This window comes from Nocardia sp. NRRL WC-3656 (genome assembly GCF_000720265.1).
In the GTDB taxonomy this organism is placed as follows: domain Bacteria; phylum Actinomycetota; class Actinomycetes; order Mycobacteriales; family Mycobacteriaceae; genus Nocardia; species Nocardia nova.
Genome location: NZ_JOJF01000018.1, coordinates 168,313 through 186,993 on the forward strand (window position 1 = coordinate 168,313; position 18,681 = coordinate 186,993).

Below are 18,681 nucleotides of genomic sequence, written 5' to 3' on the forward strand. Positions count from 1 at the left end.
CACAGGCAGATAAAGCAATTGGACAGCTATTTCACCGCAAACAACGGCCTAGCAGCTCAGCGTGCCCGTCAACGGCCGGAGCGACGGGGCGCCGTTTCCGGTGACGCAACCGGCCGGCGAATGCGATTGGACGGCCCGCGGAATCGAGGTTGTGAGAAATGCCGATTCGCGGGTACCCGCGATGTGTGATTGTCCGGAACAGCTGCGGCGGCCGTCAATCGAATGCCGGATCGCCGGTGACGTCCTCATCGGCACGACGAGTCGAACGCGTCGTTCGCCACCGAGTAGCCGCGACCAGGGCGACGGCCGCAGCAAGAATACACAACATCCGTTCCGGAAGGGGTCCCATCGCGGTCGCGGGTGTCGTTTCGCTGCGCAACGGCAGCGTCGCCTCGAGTGCGGCGGGCACGAATTTCTGGGTGTGCTGCCGCACCACGCCGTCGGCGGTGACGACCGCGCTGACACCGGTGGTCGCGGCGACCACGAGCGCCCGGCCGTGTTCGACTGCCCGCACCCGTGACATGGCCAGCTGCTGATAGGTCATATCGCTGTCGCCGAAGGTGGCGTTGTTCGTCGGCACGGTGAGCAACTGCGCGCCGGCGCGCAGCGAATCCTCGAACGCCCGGTCGAAGGCGACCTCGTAGCAGGTCGCCACGCCGATCGCGACCATCGGCCCACCGCCGGCCGGGCGGGCGTGCACGACCCCGTCGCCGTGGCCCGGGACGAAGTAGCCGGCGCGGTCGGCGTAGTCGGAGAAGTGTCGGAAGAAGCCACGGTAGGGCAGGTATTCGCCGAAAGGCTGGATGATCTTCTTGTCGTGGCGCTCCCCCGGCCCGTCGGCGTCCCACACGATCACCGAATTGGTTGTGGTGCGGTCGTCGTTGACGAGGACGGCGCCCACCAGGATCGGGGCGTGGATGTCGCGGGAGGCGGCGGTGATCTCGTCGTAGGCGTCGGAATTGCGCAGCGGGTCGATATCGGAGGAATTCTCCGGCCAGATCACCACGTCCGGCTGGGCGGCGGTCCCGGCGGCGACCGCGCGGGCCAGCTCCTCGGTACGGCGAATGTGATTGTCCAGCACGGCCCGGCGCTGGGCGTTGAAGTCCAGGCCCAGCCGCGGCACGCTGCCCTGGATAGCGGCGACCGTGATCGACCGGTCTCCGTCGTCCGGGGCGGGCAGCGCGGTCCGGAGGATCACTCCGGTAATCGGGATAATAGCCACAACCGTTGCGAGAGTGATAATTACGACCGCACGCGGTTGGTATGCCTGCGGGCGCAACCGAAGCAGAAGCGCCGCCAGAACGGTTCCGGTCAGGGCCACCGCGAAGCTCACCACCGGCGCCCCACCGAGCCAGGCCAGCGGCAGGTACCAGCCGTCGGCCTGCCCGAAAGCGAGTCGGCCCCACGGAAATCCGCCGAACGGAAAGCTGGAGCGTCCCCATTCGGTGAGAGTCCACATCAGCGCGACCCACACCGGCCAGCCCGGCAGGGGGCACACCAGCCGCGACAGCAGCCCGAACAAGCCGACATACACCGCGCATGCTGTCGAGAGCGCCAGCCACGGCACCGGGCCGACGTAGATGCCGGTCCACGGCAGCAACGGCAGGAAGAACGCGAGCCCCGCCAGCAGTCCGTAGCCGAAGCCACCGCGCAACCTCGCCGCGTCCCGCACCGTCAGCGTCAGGATCGCGATCCCGATCGGCGCGAGATACCAGCAGGTACGCGGCGGAAAGCTCGCGAACACCAACAGCCCGGCGACGACAGCGGCCCCGATCCTCCCCCATACCCGCCACGTCACGCCCAGCACCGCGCCAGCCTACTGGGATAGTGCGCGGTTCCCGCCGGCCGGGGCTCCGCGGCGGCGGCGACACTTTCGAGGAAAGCGCGGTCGGTCTCCGTCGCGTTGTTTCCTCAGGCTGTATAGATGGTCACTCCGTCGCGGACGGTGCGCAGGCAGCGCGGGAGTTCGGCGCCCTCTTCCAGGGACGGTAGGCCGGGGACGCGGGAGCGCGGATCGGTGGACCAGCGCTGGACCGTGTCCGATGCCGCGGCGACGACGAGTTCCGCGGCGTCCCAAACCGCATAGTTGGCGGGAGCGCCCGGAACCAGGGTTCCGGCGACACCGTCGCGCACACCGCCGGCCCGCCATGCGCCGCGGGTGGCGGCGGCGAAGGCGGCGCGCGGGGAGATGTGGTGGCCCGGGGTGCGGTGGTTCGCGGCCGCGCGGATGGCCTCCCACGGGTTCAGCGCCGTCACCGGGGCATCGGAGCTGATCGCCAGCGAGATGCCGGCGGCGGCCATCGCCGCGAACGGGTTGGTGGCCGCGGCGCGTTCGGCGCCCAGCCGGGTGGCGTACATCCCCTCGGCGCCACCCCACGCGGCGTCGAATCCCGGTTGCACGCTGGCGATCACGCCGAATTCGGCCAGTTTCGCGATCTGCCCGGCATCGAGCAGTTCGGCATGTTCGAGCCGGTGGCCGCGGGTGGCCACCGCCGGTGCGCCGAGTTCGCCGGCGACCCGGGCGAAGCCCTCGACCACCGCATCGATGGCGGCGTCGCCGATGGCGTGGAATCCGGCCTGAATCCCGGCCTCGGTGCAGGCCCGGACATGGGCGGCGATCGCCGCGGCGTCGAGGTAGGAGACACCGGTGGTGTCGCGGTCGGCATAGGGTTCGCGCAGCCAGGCGGTGTGGGAACCGAACGAGCCGTCGACGAACAGGTCGCCGGCCAGCCCGTGTACACCGAGTTCGCCGAGCAGCGCCCGCGCCTCGTCGGCCGAGGTGACGGCCTCACCCCAGTACGCGCGCACCTGCACACCGTGCTCGAATTCCAGCAATTCGCACACATCGGTGCGGCCGGCGATCTGGGGGCCCGCACATTCGTGGACGGCGACCACACCGTGCGCGGCCGCGTAATCGAGTGCGGTGGTCCGAGCCCGGTCGCGCTGAGCGCGGTCGAGACCGTCGAGTGCGGCCTCGCGAACGAGGTGATGCGCGTCGGCGCGAAGCGGTGCGCCGGCGGTGTAACCCGCGGCCGCGCGAACGCCGCTCACCGTGTCGAGCAGCGCGGTCGAGGCGACCGCGGAATGGGCGTCCACGCGGGCCAGATAGGCCGGACGGCCGGGCCCGGCGGCGGCATCGATCTCGTCGACGGTGGGCGGGCGACCCTCGGGCCAACGGGTTTCGTCCCAGCCGTCGCCGATGATCGTCCCGGTATGGGTGGCGGCGTACTCGCGCACCAGCTCCAGGCATCGCGCGAGCGAATTCGCCTGGGACAGGTCCAAACCCGTCAGTTGCAGACCGAGCGCGGTGACGTGCACGTGCGGATCGACGAAGGCCGGGGCGACGAAAGCGCCGTCCAGATCGACGATTTCGGCGTCGGGGTGCAAAGCGCGGCCGGGGCGTTCGGCGCCCAGCCAGACCACGGTGCCGTCGGTGACCGCCATCGTGGTGGCATCGGGGGAACTGGAACTGTAGATTCGGCCGCCGACCAGCAACTGGGTACTCACGGGTGACCAGTGTGCCGCACGGCCGGCGGCCCGCGATCAGTGCGGGTCGGTCAGCGGGGGTCGATCATGCGCCGCGCGTGCCCCTGCCCGTCGTCGTAGAACTGCTCGACGACCACCCCGTCCACGACCTCTCCGGAGGGTTCCACCACCACGCCGCGATAGCCGGTGGCCATGGTCAGCCGGTCGATGCGCCGCAGCGCCGCGGCCGAGACCAGCGGTCGCACCAGCGCGCGGGTGGGAAGAAGCAGTAGCAGTCCGAATACCGAGGTGACCAGGCCGGGAACGAACATCAGCAGCGCGCCCACCCCGACCAGCGCGCCGTCGGCGACGGCGGTTCCCGGGGCGATCTCGCCGCGGCGGGCACGACGGAACTGCTGGAAGACCCGGCGGCCCTGGGACCGCACCAGGATCAGCCCGAGCGCGGACCCGGCGATGAGCAGCAGAATGGTCGGCACGGCACCGATGAGGTGGCCGACCACGACCAGCGCCGCGATCTCGACGACGAGATAGAGGGCGAACAACAGGGCGGGCATCGGCGATCCTTTCCACGATCTACCCTGCCCAACGCGCGACGATCCCGATTTTCTCCCGATTCGGGCATATCACCGCTCATCCCGGTCAGGTACCCGGCGTGACCAGCCCTGTTTCATAAGCCAGCACGACCGCCTGCACCCGGTCGCGCAGTCCCAGTTTGGTCAGCACCCGGCCGACGTGAGTCTTGACCGTGGCTTCCGAGAGATACAGCTCGGCGGCGATCTCGGCGTTGGAGCGTCCGGCGGCGATCTGTTCGAGCACCTCGCGTTCGCGCGCGGTGAGCACGTCGAGCACCGATGGGTCGCGCACGCGGGCGGGGTCGGCGGCGATCAGCCGGTGCAGCAGCCGCTTGGTCACCTTCGGCGAGACCACGGCGTCACCGGCCGCGACGCTGCGGATGGCGGAGATCAGATCCTCCGGCGGGGTGTCCTTGAGCAAGAAACCACTGGCGCCGGCCCGCAGGGCGCCGAGCGCGTGTTCGTCGAGATCGAAGGTGGTCATCACCAGAACCCGGCTGCCACACCCGGATTCGAGGATCTGAGCGGTGGCGGCGACGCCGTCGACCACCGGCATCCGCACATCCATCAGCACCACGTCGGGGGCCAGCTCACCGGCCAGGCGCACGGCGGTCGCGCCGTTGTCGGCCTCGGCGACGACGTCGACGTCCGGGTGCGCGCCCAGCACCATCTTGAGTCCGGCACGCATGAGTTCCTGATCGTCGACGACGAGTACGGTGATCGGCACCGCACCAATCTAACCGGGACTCCTCGCCCGGTCAGTCGGGTAGTTCACGCTGCAGGGGAATGGTGGCGCAGACGCGCCAGCCGCCCTCGGGACGTCGTCCCACCTCGAGGGTGCCGCCGAGTACCGCGATCCGCTCCCGCATCCCGACCAGTCCCAGTCCGCTGCCGGCGATGCCGTTGCGCAGCGCGGTGTCGTCCACGACGGGAGGCTGCGTGGCCACGGTGGACCCGCTCGCGGACGGCCCGGCGTCGCCGCGGTCGAGGACCTCGACCAGCACGTCCGCGTCGCGTCGCCGCACCCGTACCCAGGCCTGCGGGTCGGGGCCGGCGTGGCGGAAGGTGTTGGTCAGCGATTCCTGGACGATGCGGTGCATGCCGAGGCTCACCTCGGGGGCGACATCGTCGAGTTCTCCGGTGAGTTCCAGTTCCACGGCCAGCCCGGCGCTACGCATCATCTCCACCACCTTCGCGAGTCCGGCGGTGCCGTGTTGCGGCAGCTGCTCCGGGGCGTGTTCGGTGCGCAGCAGTTCCACCGTGCGGCGCAGTTCCCGCAGCGCCTCGCGGCCGGTGCCGGCGATGGTGGCCAGCGCCTGTTCGGCGACCTCGGGGTCGCGGCGCAGCGCGTATTTCGCCCCGTCGGCCTGCACGATGATGACGCTGACCGCGTGGGCGACCACATCGTGGAGTTCGCGGGCGATGCGGGTGCGTTCGGCCGAGACCGCGTCGTGGGCGCTGCGTTCGCGGTCGTAGTCGGCGACGGCGAGCCGGGCCGCGACTTCGGCGTCGTAGGCGTGGCGGGCGCCGAGGAATTCCGCGAGGGTCCAGCACAGCGCGTAGAACATGATCAGGAAGCCGATGACGATCGGCACCGACTGGTCGACCACAGCCAGCGAGAACGCCCCGTCCACGGCGAGGCCGACCAGATACAGCAAACCCTCGCGTCGGCCCACGTACGCGACGAGAGTGTAGAGCGCGACGCCGACCGCCAGCAGCGCCGGCGGCTGCAGATCCTCGTGCAGGACCACGCTCACCGCGCTGGTCGTGATCGACAGCACCAACAGGGCGACCGCACTGGCCCGCGGATAGCTGCGCCGCCAGATCACCGGCACCGGAACCAGCAGCCCGAGGATCAGATAGACGATCGCATGATCCTTGCCGCCGAGCGTGAGCAGATCCAACAGCACCAGTGCGGCCGCGAGGATGGAATCGGCGACCATGGGTTTGCCACGGAGCCACAGACTGAATCGGCGCACCCGCTCAGCCTAGGTGGCCGCCACCTCGACACCGCGCGCCACGATTTGCCGCACGTCGCCGACTCTGATTGGGTCGCCGCCGTGGGTATGGCCGAGTGGGCGGTGCTGCTGCCCGCGGCCACGGCCGCAGGATGGGTGGACGCGGTGGTGGGCGGTGGCGGATTGATCATTCTGCCGACACTGCTACTGGTGGCGCCGACGCTGCCCCCGCAGACCGCGCTGGGCACGAACAAGATCGCCGCATTCGCCGGAACCAGTGCCGCAGCGCTGACTTTCGCGCGCCGGGTGCCGATGCGATGGCCGCTCATGCTGTCGGGTGCGGCGATCGCGGCGTGCGCGGCGGCCGCCGGTTCGGCCGCGGTGGCCCTGATCGACCGGCGCTATTTCATCCCGATCGTGATGACGGTGCTGATCGGTGTCGCGATCGTGGTGGCGACGCGGCCCTCGATCGGGGTGACGATGGCGACCCACCCGCCGACCCGGCGCCGCACGATCCTGGTGGTGGGCCTGTCGGCCGGGCTGATCGGCGGCTACGACGGGCTGGTCGGCCCCGGTACCGGCACCTTCCTGATCATCTCCTTCGCCACCCTGCTCGGTACCGAGTTCGTGCGCGCCGCGGCCATGGCGAAGGTGATCAACTGCGGATCCAATCTCGGCGCGCTGATCCTGCTCGCCGCCACCGGGCACATCATCTGGTCGGTGGGCCTGGGCATGGCGGTGGCGAATATCGCGGGGTCCGTGGTGGGTTCGCGGATGGCGATCGCGCGCGGGGCCGGGTTCGTGCGCGCGGTGCTGCTGATCGTGGTGACCGTGATGGTGGTGCGCCTGGGCTGGCAGCAGTTCGGCTGAGCGGCGCTCAGCAGCGCGCCTCCGCGGTCAGATGCCGGCCGGCCGAGAGCCAGGGCGCCAGCACCCGCGAGGTGGTCTCGCGGATGGTGCGATGCAGCCGTTCCCCGTCCTCGATCGCGTGGCGGCCGGAGAACAGCACGGTCAGCGCACCCGACACCGCCCCGACGACCGCGCCGACCAGCGCGGCCGCGCCGACCTCGTCCAATTCGTCGGGGAAGGCGTCGCGCAGCCGCCGCGCGATCTCCTGCTGCGCGGCCAGCTGGGCGTGCGCGGCCCGGCCGCTGACGGCGGGAACGGTGCGCGAGACCTGGGCGCGCAACACGGCGATGCGGGCCGCCAGATCGTCGCCGAGGTGATCACCGGGATTGTCCCCGGCGGCCCGCAGCGCGCGCAGCAGCACCTCGACGGGTCGTTCGTCGGCACGGCGGCTGGCGATCGCGGCCACCGCCGCGGTGACGCGTTCATCGGGTTCGGGGAAGAGCAGTTCCTCTTTGCTCTCGAAGTAGTTGAAGAACGTCCTCGTACCCACCTCGGCGGTCGCGGCGATATCGGCGACGGTGGTCGCCTCGTAGCCGCGGGATTCGAACAGATCGGCGGCAGCCTCGAGGAGGGCGCGGCGGGTGCGTTCCCGCTTACGGTCACGGAGTGCGGATGGCGGCACGCGGGCAGACAGTACGCCATCGGCGCCGCAACCTGCGGCAGGCTGCGCGTTTCGCGCGCGTTTCAGTCCGTGCCACACCGCATTTCGTGCATGTTTGCATCGTCTGCAAACATGCACGGCGTGTCGCGTTGGGTCCCCGAGTGTTTCGCCGCACCCGTCGGCGAATCTGTTGGCCCGGCCGGCGTTCAGCAATTAGCGTAGGCCGGGTGAGCATCGCATCTGCGGCCGTGGACGACCAGTTCCGTGCGCTGCCGCTGGCCGCCCTGACCGATGCGGCGTTGACGGCGGCGCGCGCGGCCGGCGCCGAGTACGCCGATCTGCGGGTGCATCGGCTGCTGACGCAATCGATCCGGTTGCGCGACGGCCGCGTCGAATCCATCGACAATGCCGACGACCTGGGTTTCGCGGTCCGCGTGATCGTCGACGGCACCTGGGGTTTCGCCTCGCACTGCGAACTGACACCCGCGACCGCCGTGGCGGTGGCCCAGCGCGCGGTCACTGTCGCGGCGACGCTGCAGGCGCTCAACCGCGAGCGGGTCGAACTCGCCGGCGAACCGGTCTATCGCGACGCGACCTGGGTCTCGCCCTACGAGGTGGACCCGTTCACCGTGCCCACGCCGGAGAAGGTCGCGCTGCTGCAGGACTATTCGCAGCGCCTGTCCTCGGCCGCGGGCATCGATCACGTGACGGCATCGGTGCTGCAGGTCAAGGAGCAGACCTACTACGCCGACACCGCGGGTTCCACGATCACCCAGCAGCGGGTGCGACTGCATCCGCAACTCGAGGCGATCACCGTCGACGCCGCGACGGGTGGTTTCGAGACCATGCGGACCCTCGCCGCCCCGGCCGGCCGGGGCTGGGAGTACGTCACCGGCGCCGACGGCGTCTGGGACTGGAACGAGGAACTGGCACGGATGCCGCAGTGGCTGGCCGAGAAGGTCGCCGCGCCGTCGGTGACGCCGGGTCCCACCGACCTGGTGATCGACCCGACCAATCTGTGGCTGACGATTCACGAATCCATCGGCCACGCCACCGAATACGATCGCGCGATCGGCTACGAATCGGCCTACGCCGGAACCTCCTTCGCCACTCCCGACAAGCTCGGGACGCTGCGCTACGGCACCCCGATCATGCACGTCACAGGCGACCGGACCCAGGAGTACGGCCTCGCGACGGTCGGCTACGACGACGAGGGTGTGGCCGGGCAGCGCTGGGATCTGGTGCGCGACGGCATCCTTGTCGGCTATCAGCTCGACCGGGTCTTCGCGCCTCGTCTCGGGGTGCCCCGGTCCAACGGCTGCTCCTACGCCGATTCCGCCCATCACGTGCCCATCCAGCGCATGGCCAACGTGTCGCTGCAGCCCGATCCGGAGTCCGATACCAGCACCGCCGAGCTGATCTCGCGCGTCGAGGACGGGATCTACATCGTGGGCGACCGGTCCTGGTCGATCGACATGCAGCGCTACAACTTCCAGTTCACCGGGCAGCGCTTCTTCCGGATTCGCAACGGGGAGTTGGCCGGACAGCTGCGCGACGTCGCCTACCAGGCCACCACCACCGACTTCTGGGGCGCGATGGAAGCCGTCGGCGGCCCGTCGACCTGGGTCCTCGGCGGGGCGTTCAACTGCGGTAAGGCCCAGCCCGGCCAGGTCGCGGCGGTATCGCACGGATGTCCGTCGGTGCTGGTGCGCGGGGTGAACATCCTCAACACCCGCCAGGAGGCGGGGTGAGTAACCCTCGCGCAGCCACTCGCCGCGCCGACCGGGTGCGGGTGTCCCGCCGGACACAGGAGGCGGGGTAATGGCCACGATTCGGAATTGGCACACAACGCGGGAGGCCGGTCGGTGACGATGATGCACGGCGCGGAGGTCGTGGAGCGGGCGCTGGCCGTCGCGCGCGCGGACGAGACGATCGTCATCGTCACCGACGCGTCCGAGGCCTCGCTGCGCTGGGCCGGCAATTCCATGACCACCAACGGGTCGTCGGTGTCACGATCCTGGGCGGTGGTGTCGATCCTGCGCGAGGGCCCGCGCTCGGCGCGGGTGGGCAGTGTCGGTTCCACGAGCGTGGATCCCGCCGAGATCGAGGCTGTGGTGCGCAGCGCCGAAGAGGCGGCTCGCACGGCCGAACCCGCCGCGGACGCGATGCCGCTGCTGGACCCGGAAACCGCGGGCGCACACCCGGATTCGGAGTGGGCGGGTCCCGTGCGCGAGACCGGCATCGAGGTATTCACCGGACTCGCCGGTGAGCTCGCGGTCGGGTTCGCCGGCGCCGACCGGCTCTACGGTTTCGCCCACCATCAGCTGCACACCACCTGGCTGGGCACGTCCACCGGCATCCGCCGCCGGTGGACCGAGCCCACCGGATCCATCGAGATCAACGGCAAACGCGGCGGGGACGGTGATCCCGCGAGCGCCTGGGTGGGCGCGCCGACCGCCGACTTCACCGATATCGGCGTCACCGCACTGCTGGCCGAGCTGAGCCGGCGCCTGGACTGGTGTGCCCGCCGGGTCGAGCTGCCGGCCGGTCGCTATCCCACCCTGCTGCCGCCCTCGGCGGTCGCCGATCTGCTGATTCCGATGCTGTGGTCGATGGACGGACGCGGCGCCCACGAGGGGCACACCGCATTCGCCCGGGCCGGTGGCACCCGCATCGGCGAGCGGCTCACCGACCTGCCGCTGACGTTGTACTCGGATCCGACTGCCGCGGGTTTGGAGTACCGGCCGTTCGTCGCGACCGCCGCCTCGTCGGAGACCTCCTCGATCTTCGACAACGGCCTCTCGGCCGGCCGCGTGGACTGGCTGCGCGAAGGAGTGATCGAGTCGCTGATCTATCCGCGCGCGGTGGCCGCCCAGTACGACGCTCCGGTCACGGTGGCCGGTGAGAATCTGCTGCTGAGCGGCGGGACGGACACCACTCTCGAGCAGATGATCGCCACCACCGAGCGTGGCCTGTTGCTGACCTGTCTGTGGTACATCCGCGAGGTCGATCCGGCCACGCTGTTGCAGACCGGCCTGACTCGCGACGGGGTGTACCTGGTGGAGGACGGCGCGGTCACCGCGGCGGTCAACAACTTCCGCTTCAACGAGAGCCCGCTGGATCTGCTGCGCCGCGCCACCGAGGTCGGCGCCACCGAGATCACGCTGCCGCGCGAATGGAAGGACTGGTTCACCCGCACGGCCATGCCGCCGATGCGGATTCCCGACTTCCACATGTCCTCGGTCAGCCAGGCCACCTGAGCGCGGTCACCCGCGCTCAGCGCATCGATCGCGGCCGCAGCCGCACGACCACCGTGCCGCGGCCGAGGGCGGCGCGCAGCTGTTCCCGGTCGACATTGCCGTCGGCATCGAGGCTGATCCCGGCGAAGCGGCCGTGCGTCGGATTCTGGGTGAGGATGATGCGATAGGGCTCGGCGATCTCGTCTTCGCCCGAGATCACCTCCCAGTCCGCGAGCCGCTCCCGGCCGCGCCAGGTGATCCGCACCGGTTCGCCCGGCCGCAGATTGCGCCGCCAGCCCGCCGCGGTGCCGACCAGCAGTGCGCCGTCGGATTCGGCGTAGCTGACCGGATTGGCGTAAACGCGGCCGGTTTTGCGACCGACCACGGTGACGATCATCAATTTCGCGCTGAGCAGGCGATGCAGCGGCGACCGCAACAGGGCGCGCATGCCGGCGTCGACCGCCGTCTGCATACGCAACCGGCCCCGGCCCGCCGATTCGCCCGCCGCGGCGCCGGCTGATAGGGGTGTGCTGGGAGTGGACATGTCGACAGCTCCGATCAGTATTTTCGAGTGCCTACTCAGAAAATACGACGGGTTGCGGCATACTGCAAGGGCACGACCGATCGGAAGGAACACGCGGTGCCGCGCCAGCACGCCCAGAACACCGAACCGCCCGCACGCACGCGGGGGCGGCCGCGCAGCGGGGTGCGGGAGGCCGTTATCGTGGCCGCACAGGAAGTCCTCACCGGTTCCGGGGTCGCGCGGCTCACCACCAAGGAAGTCGCCACTCGCGCCGGCGTCGCCGAATCGAGCATCTTCTATCACTTCGGCGATCGCACCGGCCTGCTCCAAGCGGTGATCCAGCATCACCTGCGGCCACTGAAGGATATGCTCGCCGATCCGTCCCATTCCGCGGACACGGCCGAATCTGCCGATCTGAGAAGCGATCTCGTGCACCTGGTGACCGTGTTGGAGGACTTCTTCCGTGCCGCGCTACCGGTCATGGCGGCGATCGACTCCGACGCCGAATTGCGCGCGGTCTACTCCGAACGCAGCCGCGACTTCGATCTGGGCCCGCATCGCGCCCTGGACGTGGTGATCGGACACCTGTCGGCCCGCCACCACATCGTCACCGAATCACGCACCGCCGCACTACTGCTGGTGGGCGCGGCCCACCAGCGAGCGCTCCAGTCGCGGATGAGCCCTCCGGAAGCACGGGCCGCACTCCCCTCCCCGGAGGCGATAGCCGACGCGACCCTCCCCCTGTTCCGCGCGGAGAACTCCTAGTTACCGTCAGGCCGAGGCGCTGAGGCGGGCGGACTGCCACACCTCGGCCAACTCCTGCAGCGGAATTCCGAGCGCCCCGGATAGTCCGACCACGGTGCCGAATGCCGGGCTGGGCAGCCGGCCGGATTCGATCTTGCGCAGCGTTTCCGGTGAGATGCCGGCCGCGCGGGCGATCTCCACGGGATCCCGGTCGCCCCGGACCGCACGCAGATGCGCGCCCAGGCGGCGACCAGCCTCCACCTGGGCCGGGGTCAGCGGAAGTCGAACCATGCCCCCAGCATAGATCTGGTATTCAAATACCGCTACGGTTAGAGTCGGTATATAAATACCGATACCAGGGAGGTTTCGTGGTCGAACTGAAGACCGCCGCCGAGATCGAGCGGATGGGCGTGGCCGGACGCTTCGTCGCCGAGGTGCTCGCGGAGCTGCGGGAAAAAGCCGAGGTCGGGGTGAATCTGCTCGATCTGGAGAAGCATGTGCGGCAACGCATCCGGGAACGAGGGGCGGTGTCGTGCTATTGGGACTATGCGCCCTCGTTCGGGCGCGGCCCGTTCCGCAACACCGTCTGTCTCTCGGTCAACGACGCGGTCCTGCACGGACTGCCCTACGACTACCGGCTGCGCGACGGTGATGTGCTGACCATGGATCTGGCGGTCTCGGTCGACGGCTGGGTCGCCGACGCCGCGGTCAGCACCATCGTCGGCACCGCCGATCCCGAGGACGCCCGGCTGGTGGCCGCGACCGAGGAGGCCTTGGCCGCCGCCGTCGAGGTCGCCCGGCCGGGAGGACGGCTCGGCGACATCTCCGCGGCCATCGCGGCCGTCGCGCGGCGGCACGGCTATCCCGTCAACACCGAATTCGGCGGCCACGGGCTCGGTCGCACCATGCACGAGGATCCGCACGTTCCCAACGCCGGTCGCGCCGGGCGCGGCATGCGGCTCGTCCCCGGCCTGACCATCGCGATCGAGCCCTGGTTCGCCCGCACCACCGATCGCATCATCACCGATCCGGACGGATGGACGATCCGTTCCGCCGACGGCTCGCGCACCGCACATTCCGAACATACGGTCGCCATCACCGACGCGGGCCCCCGAATCCTCACGCACACGGCATGATTCACCCCTGGGCCATGCCGATCAGGCAGTGTCGTTCGGAGCAGGATCGGGGAACGGAGGTTGGTGACGCTCCGCCGCCGCCTCCGGGCTCGACCGATTAGGCTCGGCAGTCGTGGACAATCCTTTCGGCCCCGCCGGTACCGCGAACTACGTTCTGCTCACCACCTACAAGAAGGACGGCACACCGGTCGCGACCCCGGTGTGGGCGGCGCTCGACGATGCGAAGTTGTACGTCTGGACCGAGACCGCGGCCTGGAAGGTCAAGCGGGTGCGGCGCAATCCGGAGGTCACCCTGCAGCCCTGCAGCGTGTCGGGTAAGCCGCACGGGGAGATCGTGCGCGGCACCGCCCGGGTGCTCGACGAGGAGGGCAGCGACCGGACCCGGCAGCTGATCAAGCGCAAGTATTCGCTCATGGGCTGGCTGATCGTCACCGGCAGCGTGCTGCGGCGCGGCCGCAAGGGCACGATCGGCATCGAAATCGCCGCTGTCCCAGCCTGATCCGAGAAGATCTCACTCGATCGGCGGTGGTCACTCCCCCGCCGGTTGGGCGGTGATCGCCAGCCCGACCGAGCGATCCTTGCCGAAGATCAACTTGTGGCCGCGGATCAGCAGGGTGCCGATCACGCCGTATTTGCGGGCGATGAGATCGCGGACCCGTTCGGTCCCGTCGCCATCGAGGACGCGCGCCGTCCCGGCGCTCACCGGCGATCCGGACGTGCGGCCGCGGGCGTCGCAGGCCTGGACCGTCACCGCGGCGTTGCGGTGCAGCCGTTTCACCTTCCAGCTCTTCGGATTGGTCCAGACCACCAGCCGGTCGCCGTCGGGAGCCACCCAGACCGGGGCCCCGACCGGCGTGCCGTCCTTCTTGTAGGTGGTGAGCAGGACGTACTTCTGCTGTGCGAGCTCGTTCCAGGTCATATCCCCACGGTAGGGGCCGAACCCCCGCCAGCACATCCGCCGCGCGGCGCAGGATCCGGTGCGCCCGCCGACGTAGCGGCCGCACCGGGGCGCACTACTCGAGTTCGCCCTCGGTTTCGAGGTAGATCTGCCGCAGCCGGTCCAGCGTTTCCGGCTGCGGGGCCTCCCACAGTTTGCGTTCGGCCGCCTCGAGCAGGCGTTCGGCGATGCCGTGCAGTGCCCACGGATTCGACTCGGTCATGAACTTGCGGTTCACATCGTCGAAAACGTAGCTCTCCGAAAGCTTTTCGTACATCCAGTCGGCGACGACATTGGTGGTGGCGTCGTAACCGAACAGGTAGTCGACCGTCGCGGCCATCTCGAACGCACCCTTGTAGCCGTGCCGGCGCATCGCCTCGAGCCAGCGCGGATTGACCACGCGGGAGCGGAACACCCGGGTGGTCTCCTCGGAGAGGGTGCGGGTGCGTACCGCGTCGGGACGCGTCGAATCGCCGATGTAGGCCTCGGGATTCTTGCCGGTCAGCGCGCGGACGGCGGCGACCATGCCCCCGTGGTACTGGAAGTAGTCGTCGGAATCGGCGATGTCGTGCTCACGGGTGTCGGTGTTCTTGGCCGCGACCGCGATGCGCCGGTAGGCAGCGCGCATATCGTCGGCGGCCGGCGCGCCGTCCAGGCCACGGCCGTAGGCGTAGCCGCCCCAGGTGGTGTACACCTGGGCCAGATCGTCGTCGGTGCGCCAGCTCTTGGAGTCGATCAGCTGCAGCAGACCGGCACCGTAGGTACCGGGTTTGGATCCGAAGATCCGGGTGGTGGCGCGGCGCCGGTCACCGTGCTCGGCCAGATCCGAATCGGTGTGCGCGCGAACGTAATTCGATTCCGCCGGTTCGTCCAGCTCGGCGACCAGCCGGACCGCGTCGTCGAGCAGCGCCAGCACGTGCGGGAACGCGTCGCGGAAGAATCCGGAGATTCGCACGGTGACGTCGATGCGCGGGCGGCCCAGCTCGGCCAGGTCGATAACCTCCAGGCGGGTCACCCGGCGGCTCGCCTCGTCCCACACCGGCCGCACACCCAGCAGCGCGAACACCTCGGCGATATCGTCACCGGCGGTCCGCATGGCCGAGGTGCCCCACACCGAGAGCCCAACCGAGCGCGGGTAGTCGCCGTGATCGGCGCGGTAGCGCTCGAGCAGCGAATCCGCCATCGCCTGGCCGGTCTCCCAGGCCAGCCGCGACGGCACGGCCTTCGGATCCACGGAATAGAAGTTCCGCCCGGTCGGCAGCACGTTGATCAGACCGCGCAGCGGCGAACCGCTCGGCCCGGCCGGGATGAATCCACCGTCCAGGGCGTGCAGGATCCGCTCGATCTCGACTCCGGTCTGCCGCAACCGGGGCACGACTTCGGTTGCGGCGAAGCGCAATACGGCCGCGAGGGTGTCCGGGGCGGCGGGTTCGTGGCGAGCCACCAGCTCCTCCACCGCCGCCGGCGACCACTCCGCGGCCTGCAGTGCGGCCAGCAGCGTCCGGGCGCGCTGCTCGACGACATCGACGCGCTCGCGCGATTCCTCCCCGGATTCGTCGAGCCCCAGCGCCTCGCGCAGCCCCGGCACCGCGACTTCCCCACCCCACAGCTGGCGGGCGCGCAACATGGCCAGCACCAGATCCAGTTCACCCTCGCCGGCCGGGGCCTGGCCCAGGATGTGCAGGCCGTCGCGAATCTGCACATCCTTGATCTCGCACAGCCAGCCGTCGACGTGCAGCAGCATGTCGTCGAAGGTGTCCTCGTCCGGTCGCTCCTCGAGCCCCAGGTCGTGGTCCATCTTCGCGGCCCGCATCAGGGTCCAGATCTGCTGGCGGATCGCGGGCAGCTTGGCCGGATCCAGCGCCGAGATGTTGGCATGCTCGTCGAGCAACTGTTCCAGGCGAGCGATATCGCCGTAGGTCTCCGCGCGGGCCATCGGGGGAATGAGGTGGTCGACCAGCGTGGCGTGGGCGCGGCGTTTGGCCTGGGTGCCCTCACCGGGATCGTTGACCAGGAACGGATAGATCAGCGGCAGATCGCCGAGGGCGGCGTCGGTGCCGCAGGCCGCCGACATCCCCAGCGTCTTGCCGGGCAGCCATTCCAGATTGCCGTGTTTGCCCAGATGCACCATCGCGTCGGCGCCGAATCCGCCCTCGCCGGCCGCCGCGGACAACCACCGGTACACCGCCAGATAGTGGTGGCTGGGCGGCAGATCCGGATCGTGGTAGATCGCGACCGGATTCTCGCCGAAGCCGCGCGGCGGCTGCACCAGCAGCACGACATTTCCGAAACGCAGTGCGGCGATGACGATTTCGCCGTCCGGATCGGCGGAGCGGTCGACGAACAGTTCGCCCGGCGGCGGGCCCCACGCCTCGACGGCCGCGGTGCGCAATTCCTCGGGCAGGGTGGCGAACCAGGCCGAGTACTGCCGGGCGCCGATGCGAATCGGATTGCCCTCCAACTGTTCCGCGCTCAGCCAGTCCGGATCCTGACCACCGGCGGCGATCAACGCGTGGATGAGCGCATCGCCGTCGCGCTCCTCGAGGCCCGGAACCTCACCCGGCGTGCCGAGATCGTAACCGGCCGTGCGCATCTCGGTCAGCAGCCGGATCGCGCTGGCGGGGGTGTCCAGCCCGACGGCATTGCCGATGCGGGCGTGCTTGGTCGGATACGCCGACAGCATCAGCGCGATCCGGCGCTGCGCCACCGGCAGATGCCGCAGTCGCGCGTGGCGCACCGCGATACCCGCGACCCGCGCCGCCCGCTCCGGGTCGGGCACATAGGTCGACAGGCCGTCGGCGTCGAACTCCTTGAACGAGAACGGCACCGTGATGATCCGACCGTCGAATTCCGGCACCGCGACCTGGGTGGCGACATCCAGCGGCGAGAGGCCGTCGTCGTTGTCCGCCCACTGGTCCCGGCCGCTGGTCAGGCACAGACCCTGCAGGATCGGCACATCCAGGTCGGCGAGCGCGCCGATATCCCAGGCCTCGTCGTCACCGCCGGCGGCCGCGGTCGCGGGTTTGGTGCCGCCCGCGGCCAGCACGGTCACCACCAGCGCGTCCGCGCGGCGCAGCGTGTCGAGCAGATCCGGTTCGGCGTTGCGCAGCGACGCGCAGTACAGCGGCAGCGGGCGGGCGCCGGCCTGTTCCAGCGCGCCGCACAGCGCCTCGACGTAGGCCGTATTCCCGGCCAGGTGCTGGGCGCGGTAGTACAACACGGCCACCGTCGGCGCGTCGGCGAGCCGGGAATCGTTGCCGGACAAATCCTTCGGCGTGCGGTCGAGCTCACCCCAGGAGGGCAGCTGGACCGGCGGCTCGAATCCGTGACCGGTCAGCAGCACGGTGTCGGACAGGAAGTTGTGCAGCTGCCGCAAATTGCCGGGCCCGCCCGCGGCCAGATAGTTGTGCGCGTCCGCGGCCACGCCACCCGGGACCGTCGAGCACTCCATCAGTTCGGCATCGGGCGCCATCTCGCCGCCCAGGGCCACCAGCGGGATCCCCGTGGCACGGACCGCGTCCAGCCCTTCCTCCCAGGCGCGGCGACCGCCCAGGATGCGCACCACGACCAGATCGGCGCCCTCGAGCAGTCCCGGCAGATCCTCGACCAGCAGCCGGGCCGGGTTGGCGAGCCGATAGTCGGCGCCGCTCGCGCGCGCGGACAGCAGATCGGTGTCGGACGTGGACAGCAGCAGGATCACGGTTCTCCTCGGGTGACGCGCCCATAGCGGATACGGCCGCCCGCCCGGAGGGTCTGACTGTCACAGTGGCGCGACCGCACCGGAATTGCACCGGCTTTCCTCGTATCGGCGAGCCCCCGGATGCTATCGCACTGCTGTGACCGGTATTTCCCGATCCGATCCCGCGGCGTACGCTGTGAATATGCCGAACTCACCGGGATGGAGCAGGCGGAACCGCTTTGCCGCCTGGTCGGGAATTACATGCATGATGGTTGCTGTTGCATTGCTGGCCATGGCTTTGGCCGCTGCGGCCGGGGGTCACGGCGGGCTGTTGCTCGTCGCCGCCGGCGCCTGTGCGGCGGTCGCGATCTTCGGGCTGCTGGTCTTCGAGTCCACGGTCCGCCGCGACCACGTCGAACGCCACGACACACCACATCTGTTGTCGGACAGTTACGTCGACGACCAGCTGTGGCAGGCCGTGATCCGCGCCCGGGACGAGAGCAGCCCGAAGGACCGGTGAGCCGATGCCCGCCACCCCGCCTTGGGTGCGGCGCAACCGTATGGTCGCCTGGACCAGCTACTTCTGCGTTCTGATCGGATTCGGCAGCCTGGCGATGGGACTCACCGCGGCCGCGAGCGGCCATCGCGGCTGGGCTCTCGTCGCCGGCGCGATCTGCGCCGCCGCCTTCCTCGGCGGGATGAGCCTGTTCGGCGCGACCGCCCATCACGACCGGGTCGCCCACCACGCAGGCCCCAGCCTGCTGTTCGATCCCTCCTGGCCGGCCGCCCCGCTAGAACCGTCCCGTACGGCGCACGATCCGCGACGCCGCCTGCACCTGAGGCGCGGTCACTGACACCGTGAACCGCGGACGCGCCCCGGCCTCGCCCGCGTTCGCC

18 protein-coding genes and 1 riboswitch are annotated in these 18,681 nt (G+C 69.9%); of the genes, 8 read left to right on the forward strand and 10 right to left on the reverse strand.

Annotation, left to right across the window (positions count from 1 at the left end; translation table 11 throughout):
- Nucleotides 1–214: 214 nt before the first annotated feature.
- The 5 genes from lnt to IG65_RS0123000 all read right to left on the reverse strand — a co-directional run bounded on the left by lnt (nt 215) and on the right by IG65_RS0123000 (nt 6,037).
- A complete protein-coding gene (lnt, locus tag IG65_RS0122980; protein ID WP_081879700.1) occupies nt 215–1,804 on the reverse strand; it encodes an apolipoprotein N-acyltransferase in 1,590 nt (529 codons plus the stop codon).
- Nucleotides 1,805–1,911: 107 nt separating this feature from the next.
- On the reverse strand, nt 1,912–3,507 hold the full coding sequence (locus IG65_RS0122985; RefSeq protein WP_030517023.1) for an amidohydrolase: 1,596 nt from the start codon (nt 3,505–3,507) through the stop codon (nt 1,912–1,914).
- Nucleotides 3,508–3,557: 50 nt separating this feature from the next.
- Entirely contained in the window at nt 3,558–4,040 is a 483-nt protein-coding gene (locus IG65_RS0122990; RefSeq protein ID WP_030517024.1) for an FxsA family protein, read from the reverse strand.
- An 85-nt stretch (nt 4,041–4,125) separates the two neighbouring features.
- Nucleotides 4,126–4,785, reverse strand: a complete 660-nt coding sequence (locus tag IG65_RS0122995) for a response regulator transcription factor (RefSeq protein ID WP_030517025.1) — start codon at nt 4,783–4,785, stop codon at nt 4,126–4,128.
- Between the two features lie 31 nt (nt 4,786–4,816).
- Nucleotides 4,817–6,037, reverse strand: a complete 1,221-nt coding sequence (locus IG65_RS0123000) for a sensor histidine kinase (RefSeq protein WP_030517026.1) — start codon at nt 6,035–6,037, stop codon at nt 4,817–4,819.
- Nucleotides 6,038–6,124: 87 nt separating this feature from the next.
- On the opposite strand from IG65_RS0123000, the gene IG65_RS0123005 reads away from it, so the two are divergent.
- Nucleotides 6,125–6,886, forward strand: a complete 762-nt coding sequence (locus IG65_RS0123005) for a TSUP family transporter (protein WP_369801579.1) — start codon at nt 6,125–6,127, stop codon at nt 6,884–6,886.
- A gap of 7 nt (nt 6,887–6,893) precedes the next feature.
- Here IG65_RS0123005 and IG65_RS0123010 read toward each other — a convergent pair whose 3' ends face one another.
- Nucleotides 6,894–7,547 (reverse strand): TetR/AcrR family transcriptional regulator, encoded by a 654-nt coding sequence (locus IG65_RS0123010; RefSeq protein ID WP_081879689.1) that lies wholly within the window; start codon nt 7,545–7,547, stop codon nt 6,894–6,896.
- 206 nt (nt 7,548–7,753) lie between these two features.
- On the opposite strand from IG65_RS0123010, the gene IG65_RS0123015 reads away from it, so the two are divergent.
- Both IG65_RS0123015 and IG65_RS0123020 read left to right on the forward strand, forming a co-directional pair.
- A complete protein-coding gene (locus tag IG65_RS0123015) occupies nt 7,754–9,277 on the forward strand; it encodes a TldD/PmbA family protein (protein ID WP_030517029.1) in 1,524 nt (507 codons plus the stop codon).
- A 120-nt stretch (nt 9,278–9,397) separates the two neighbouring features.
- Nucleotides 9,398–10,786: a metallopeptidase TldD-related protein gene (locus IG65_RS0123020; protein ID WP_030517030.1), complete on the forward strand. Its 1,389-nt coding sequence runs from the start codon at nt 9,398–9,400 to the stop codon at nt 10,784–10,786.
- A 16-nt stretch (nt 10,787–10,802) separates the two neighbouring features.
- Here IG65_RS0123020 and IG65_RS0123025 read toward each other — a convergent pair whose 3' ends face one another.
- Complete coding sequence (locus IG65_RS0123025) at nt 10,803–11,309, reverse strand: nitroreductase/quinone reductase family protein (RefSeq protein ID WP_156055730.1); 507 nt, start codon at nt 11,307–11,309, stop codon at nt 10,803–10,805.
- Nucleotides 11,310–11,405: 96 nt separating this feature from the next.
- Here IG65_RS0123025 and IG65_RS0123030 point away from each other — a divergent pair, with 96 nt between their 5' ends.
- Nucleotides 11,406–12,053: a TetR/AcrR family transcriptional regulator gene (locus IG65_RS0123030; RefSeq protein ID WP_051756688.1), complete on the forward strand. Its 648-nt coding sequence runs from the start codon at nt 11,406–11,408 to the stop codon at nt 12,051–12,053.
- Nucleotides 12,054–12,059: 6 nt separating this feature from the next.
- On the opposite strand, the gene IG65_RS0123035 is transcribed toward IG65_RS0123030, so the two are convergent.
- Nucleotides 12,060–12,323, reverse strand: coding sequence for a helix-turn-helix domain-containing protein (locus IG65_RS0123035; RefSeq protein WP_030517033.1), 264 nt, complete (start codon nt 12,321–12,323; stop codon nt 12,060–12,062).
- 77 nt (nt 12,324–12,400) lie between these two features.
- Here IG65_RS0123035 and map point away from each other — a divergent pair, with 77 nt between their 5' ends.
- Together map and IG65_RS0123045 are read left to right on the forward strand one after the other, a co-directional pair.
- On the forward strand, nt 12,401–13,168 hold the full coding sequence (gene map, locus IG65_RS0123040) for a type I methionyl aminopeptidase (RefSeq protein WP_030517034.1): 768 nt from the start codon (nt 12,401–12,403) through the stop codon (nt 13,166–13,168).
- A gap of 112 nt (nt 13,169–13,280) precedes the next feature.
- Nucleotides 13,281–13,667 carry a PPOX class F420-dependent oxidoreductase gene (locus IG65_RS0123045; protein WP_030517035.1) on the forward strand — a complete coding sequence of 129 codons (387 nt, stop codon included), beginning with the start codon at nt 13,281–13,283 and terminating at the stop codon, nt 13,665–13,667.
- A gap of 30 nt (nt 13,668–13,697) precedes the next feature.
- Here the strand turns inward: IG65_RS0123045 and IG65_RS0123050 are convergent, their stop codons facing one another.
- Complete coding sequence (locus IG65_RS0123050; protein WP_030517036.1) at nt 13,698–14,087, reverse strand: PPOX class F420-dependent oxidoreductase; 390 nt, start codon at nt 14,085–14,087, stop codon at nt 13,698–13,700.
- Nucleotides 14,088–14,181: 94 nt separating this feature from the next.
- Nucleotides 14,182–17,805, reverse strand: coding sequence for a cobaltochelatase subunit CobN (cobN, locus tag IG65_RS0123055; RefSeq protein ID WP_030517037.1), 3,624 nt, complete (start codon nt 17,803–17,805; stop codon nt 14,182–14,184).
- 28 nt (nt 17,806–17,833) lie between these two features.
- Nucleotides 17,834–17,941, reverse strand: a riboswitch (cobalamin riboswitch).
- Nucleotides 17,942–18,049: 108 nt separating this feature from the next.
- Between cobN and IG65_RS0123060 the strand changes: the two genes are divergently transcribed.
- Both IG65_RS0123060 and IG65_RS38600 read left to right on the forward strand, forming a co-directional pair.
- Nucleotides 18,050–18,304: a hypothetical protein gene (locus IG65_RS0123060; protein ID WP_146098565.1), complete on the forward strand. Its 255-nt coding sequence runs from the start codon at nt 18,050–18,052 to the stop codon at nt 18,302–18,304.
- A 4-nt stretch (nt 18,305–18,308) separates the two neighbouring features.
- Nucleotides 18,309–18,638, forward strand: coding sequence for a hypothetical protein (locus tag IG65_RS38600; RefSeq protein ID WP_197039891.1), 330 nt, complete (start codon nt 18,309–18,311; stop codon nt 18,636–18,638).
- Nucleotides 18,639–18,681: the final 43 nt, after the last annotated feature.

Coding starts and splice junctions, on each gene's coding strand:
- IG65_RS0123005 (WP_369801579.1), top strand. CDS start 6,125: ATGGCCGAGTGGGCGGTGCTGCTGCCCGCGGCCACGGCCGCAGGATGG.
- IG65_RS0123025 (WP_156055730.1), bottom strand. CDS start 11,309: ATGTCCACTCCCAGCACACCCCTATCAGCCGGCGCCGCGGCGGGCGAA.
- IG65_RS0123050 (WP_030517036.1), bottom strand. CDS start 14,087: ATGACCTGGAACGAGCTCGCACAGCAGAAGTACGTCCTGCTCACCACC.
- IG65_RS0122990 (WP_030517024.1), bottom strand. CDS start 4,040: ATGCCCGCCCTGTTGTTCGCCCTCTATCTCGTCGTCGAGATCGCGGCG.
- IG65_RS0123035 (WP_030517033.1), bottom strand. CDS start 12,323: ATGGTTCGACTTCCGCTGACCCCGGCCCAGGTGGAGGCTGGTCGCCGC.
- IG65_RS0123060 (WP_146098565.1), top strand. CDS start 18,050: ATGATGGTTGCTGTTGCATTGCTGGCCATGGCTTTGGCCGCTGCGGCC.
- IG65_RS0123020 (WP_030517030.1), top strand. CDS start 9,398: ATGATGCACGGCGCGGAGGTCGTGGAGCGGGCGCTGGCCGTCGCGCGC.
- IG65_RS38600 (WP_197039891.1), top strand. CDS start 18,309: ATGCCCGCCACCCCGCCTTGGGTGCGGCGCAACCGTATGGTCGCCTGG.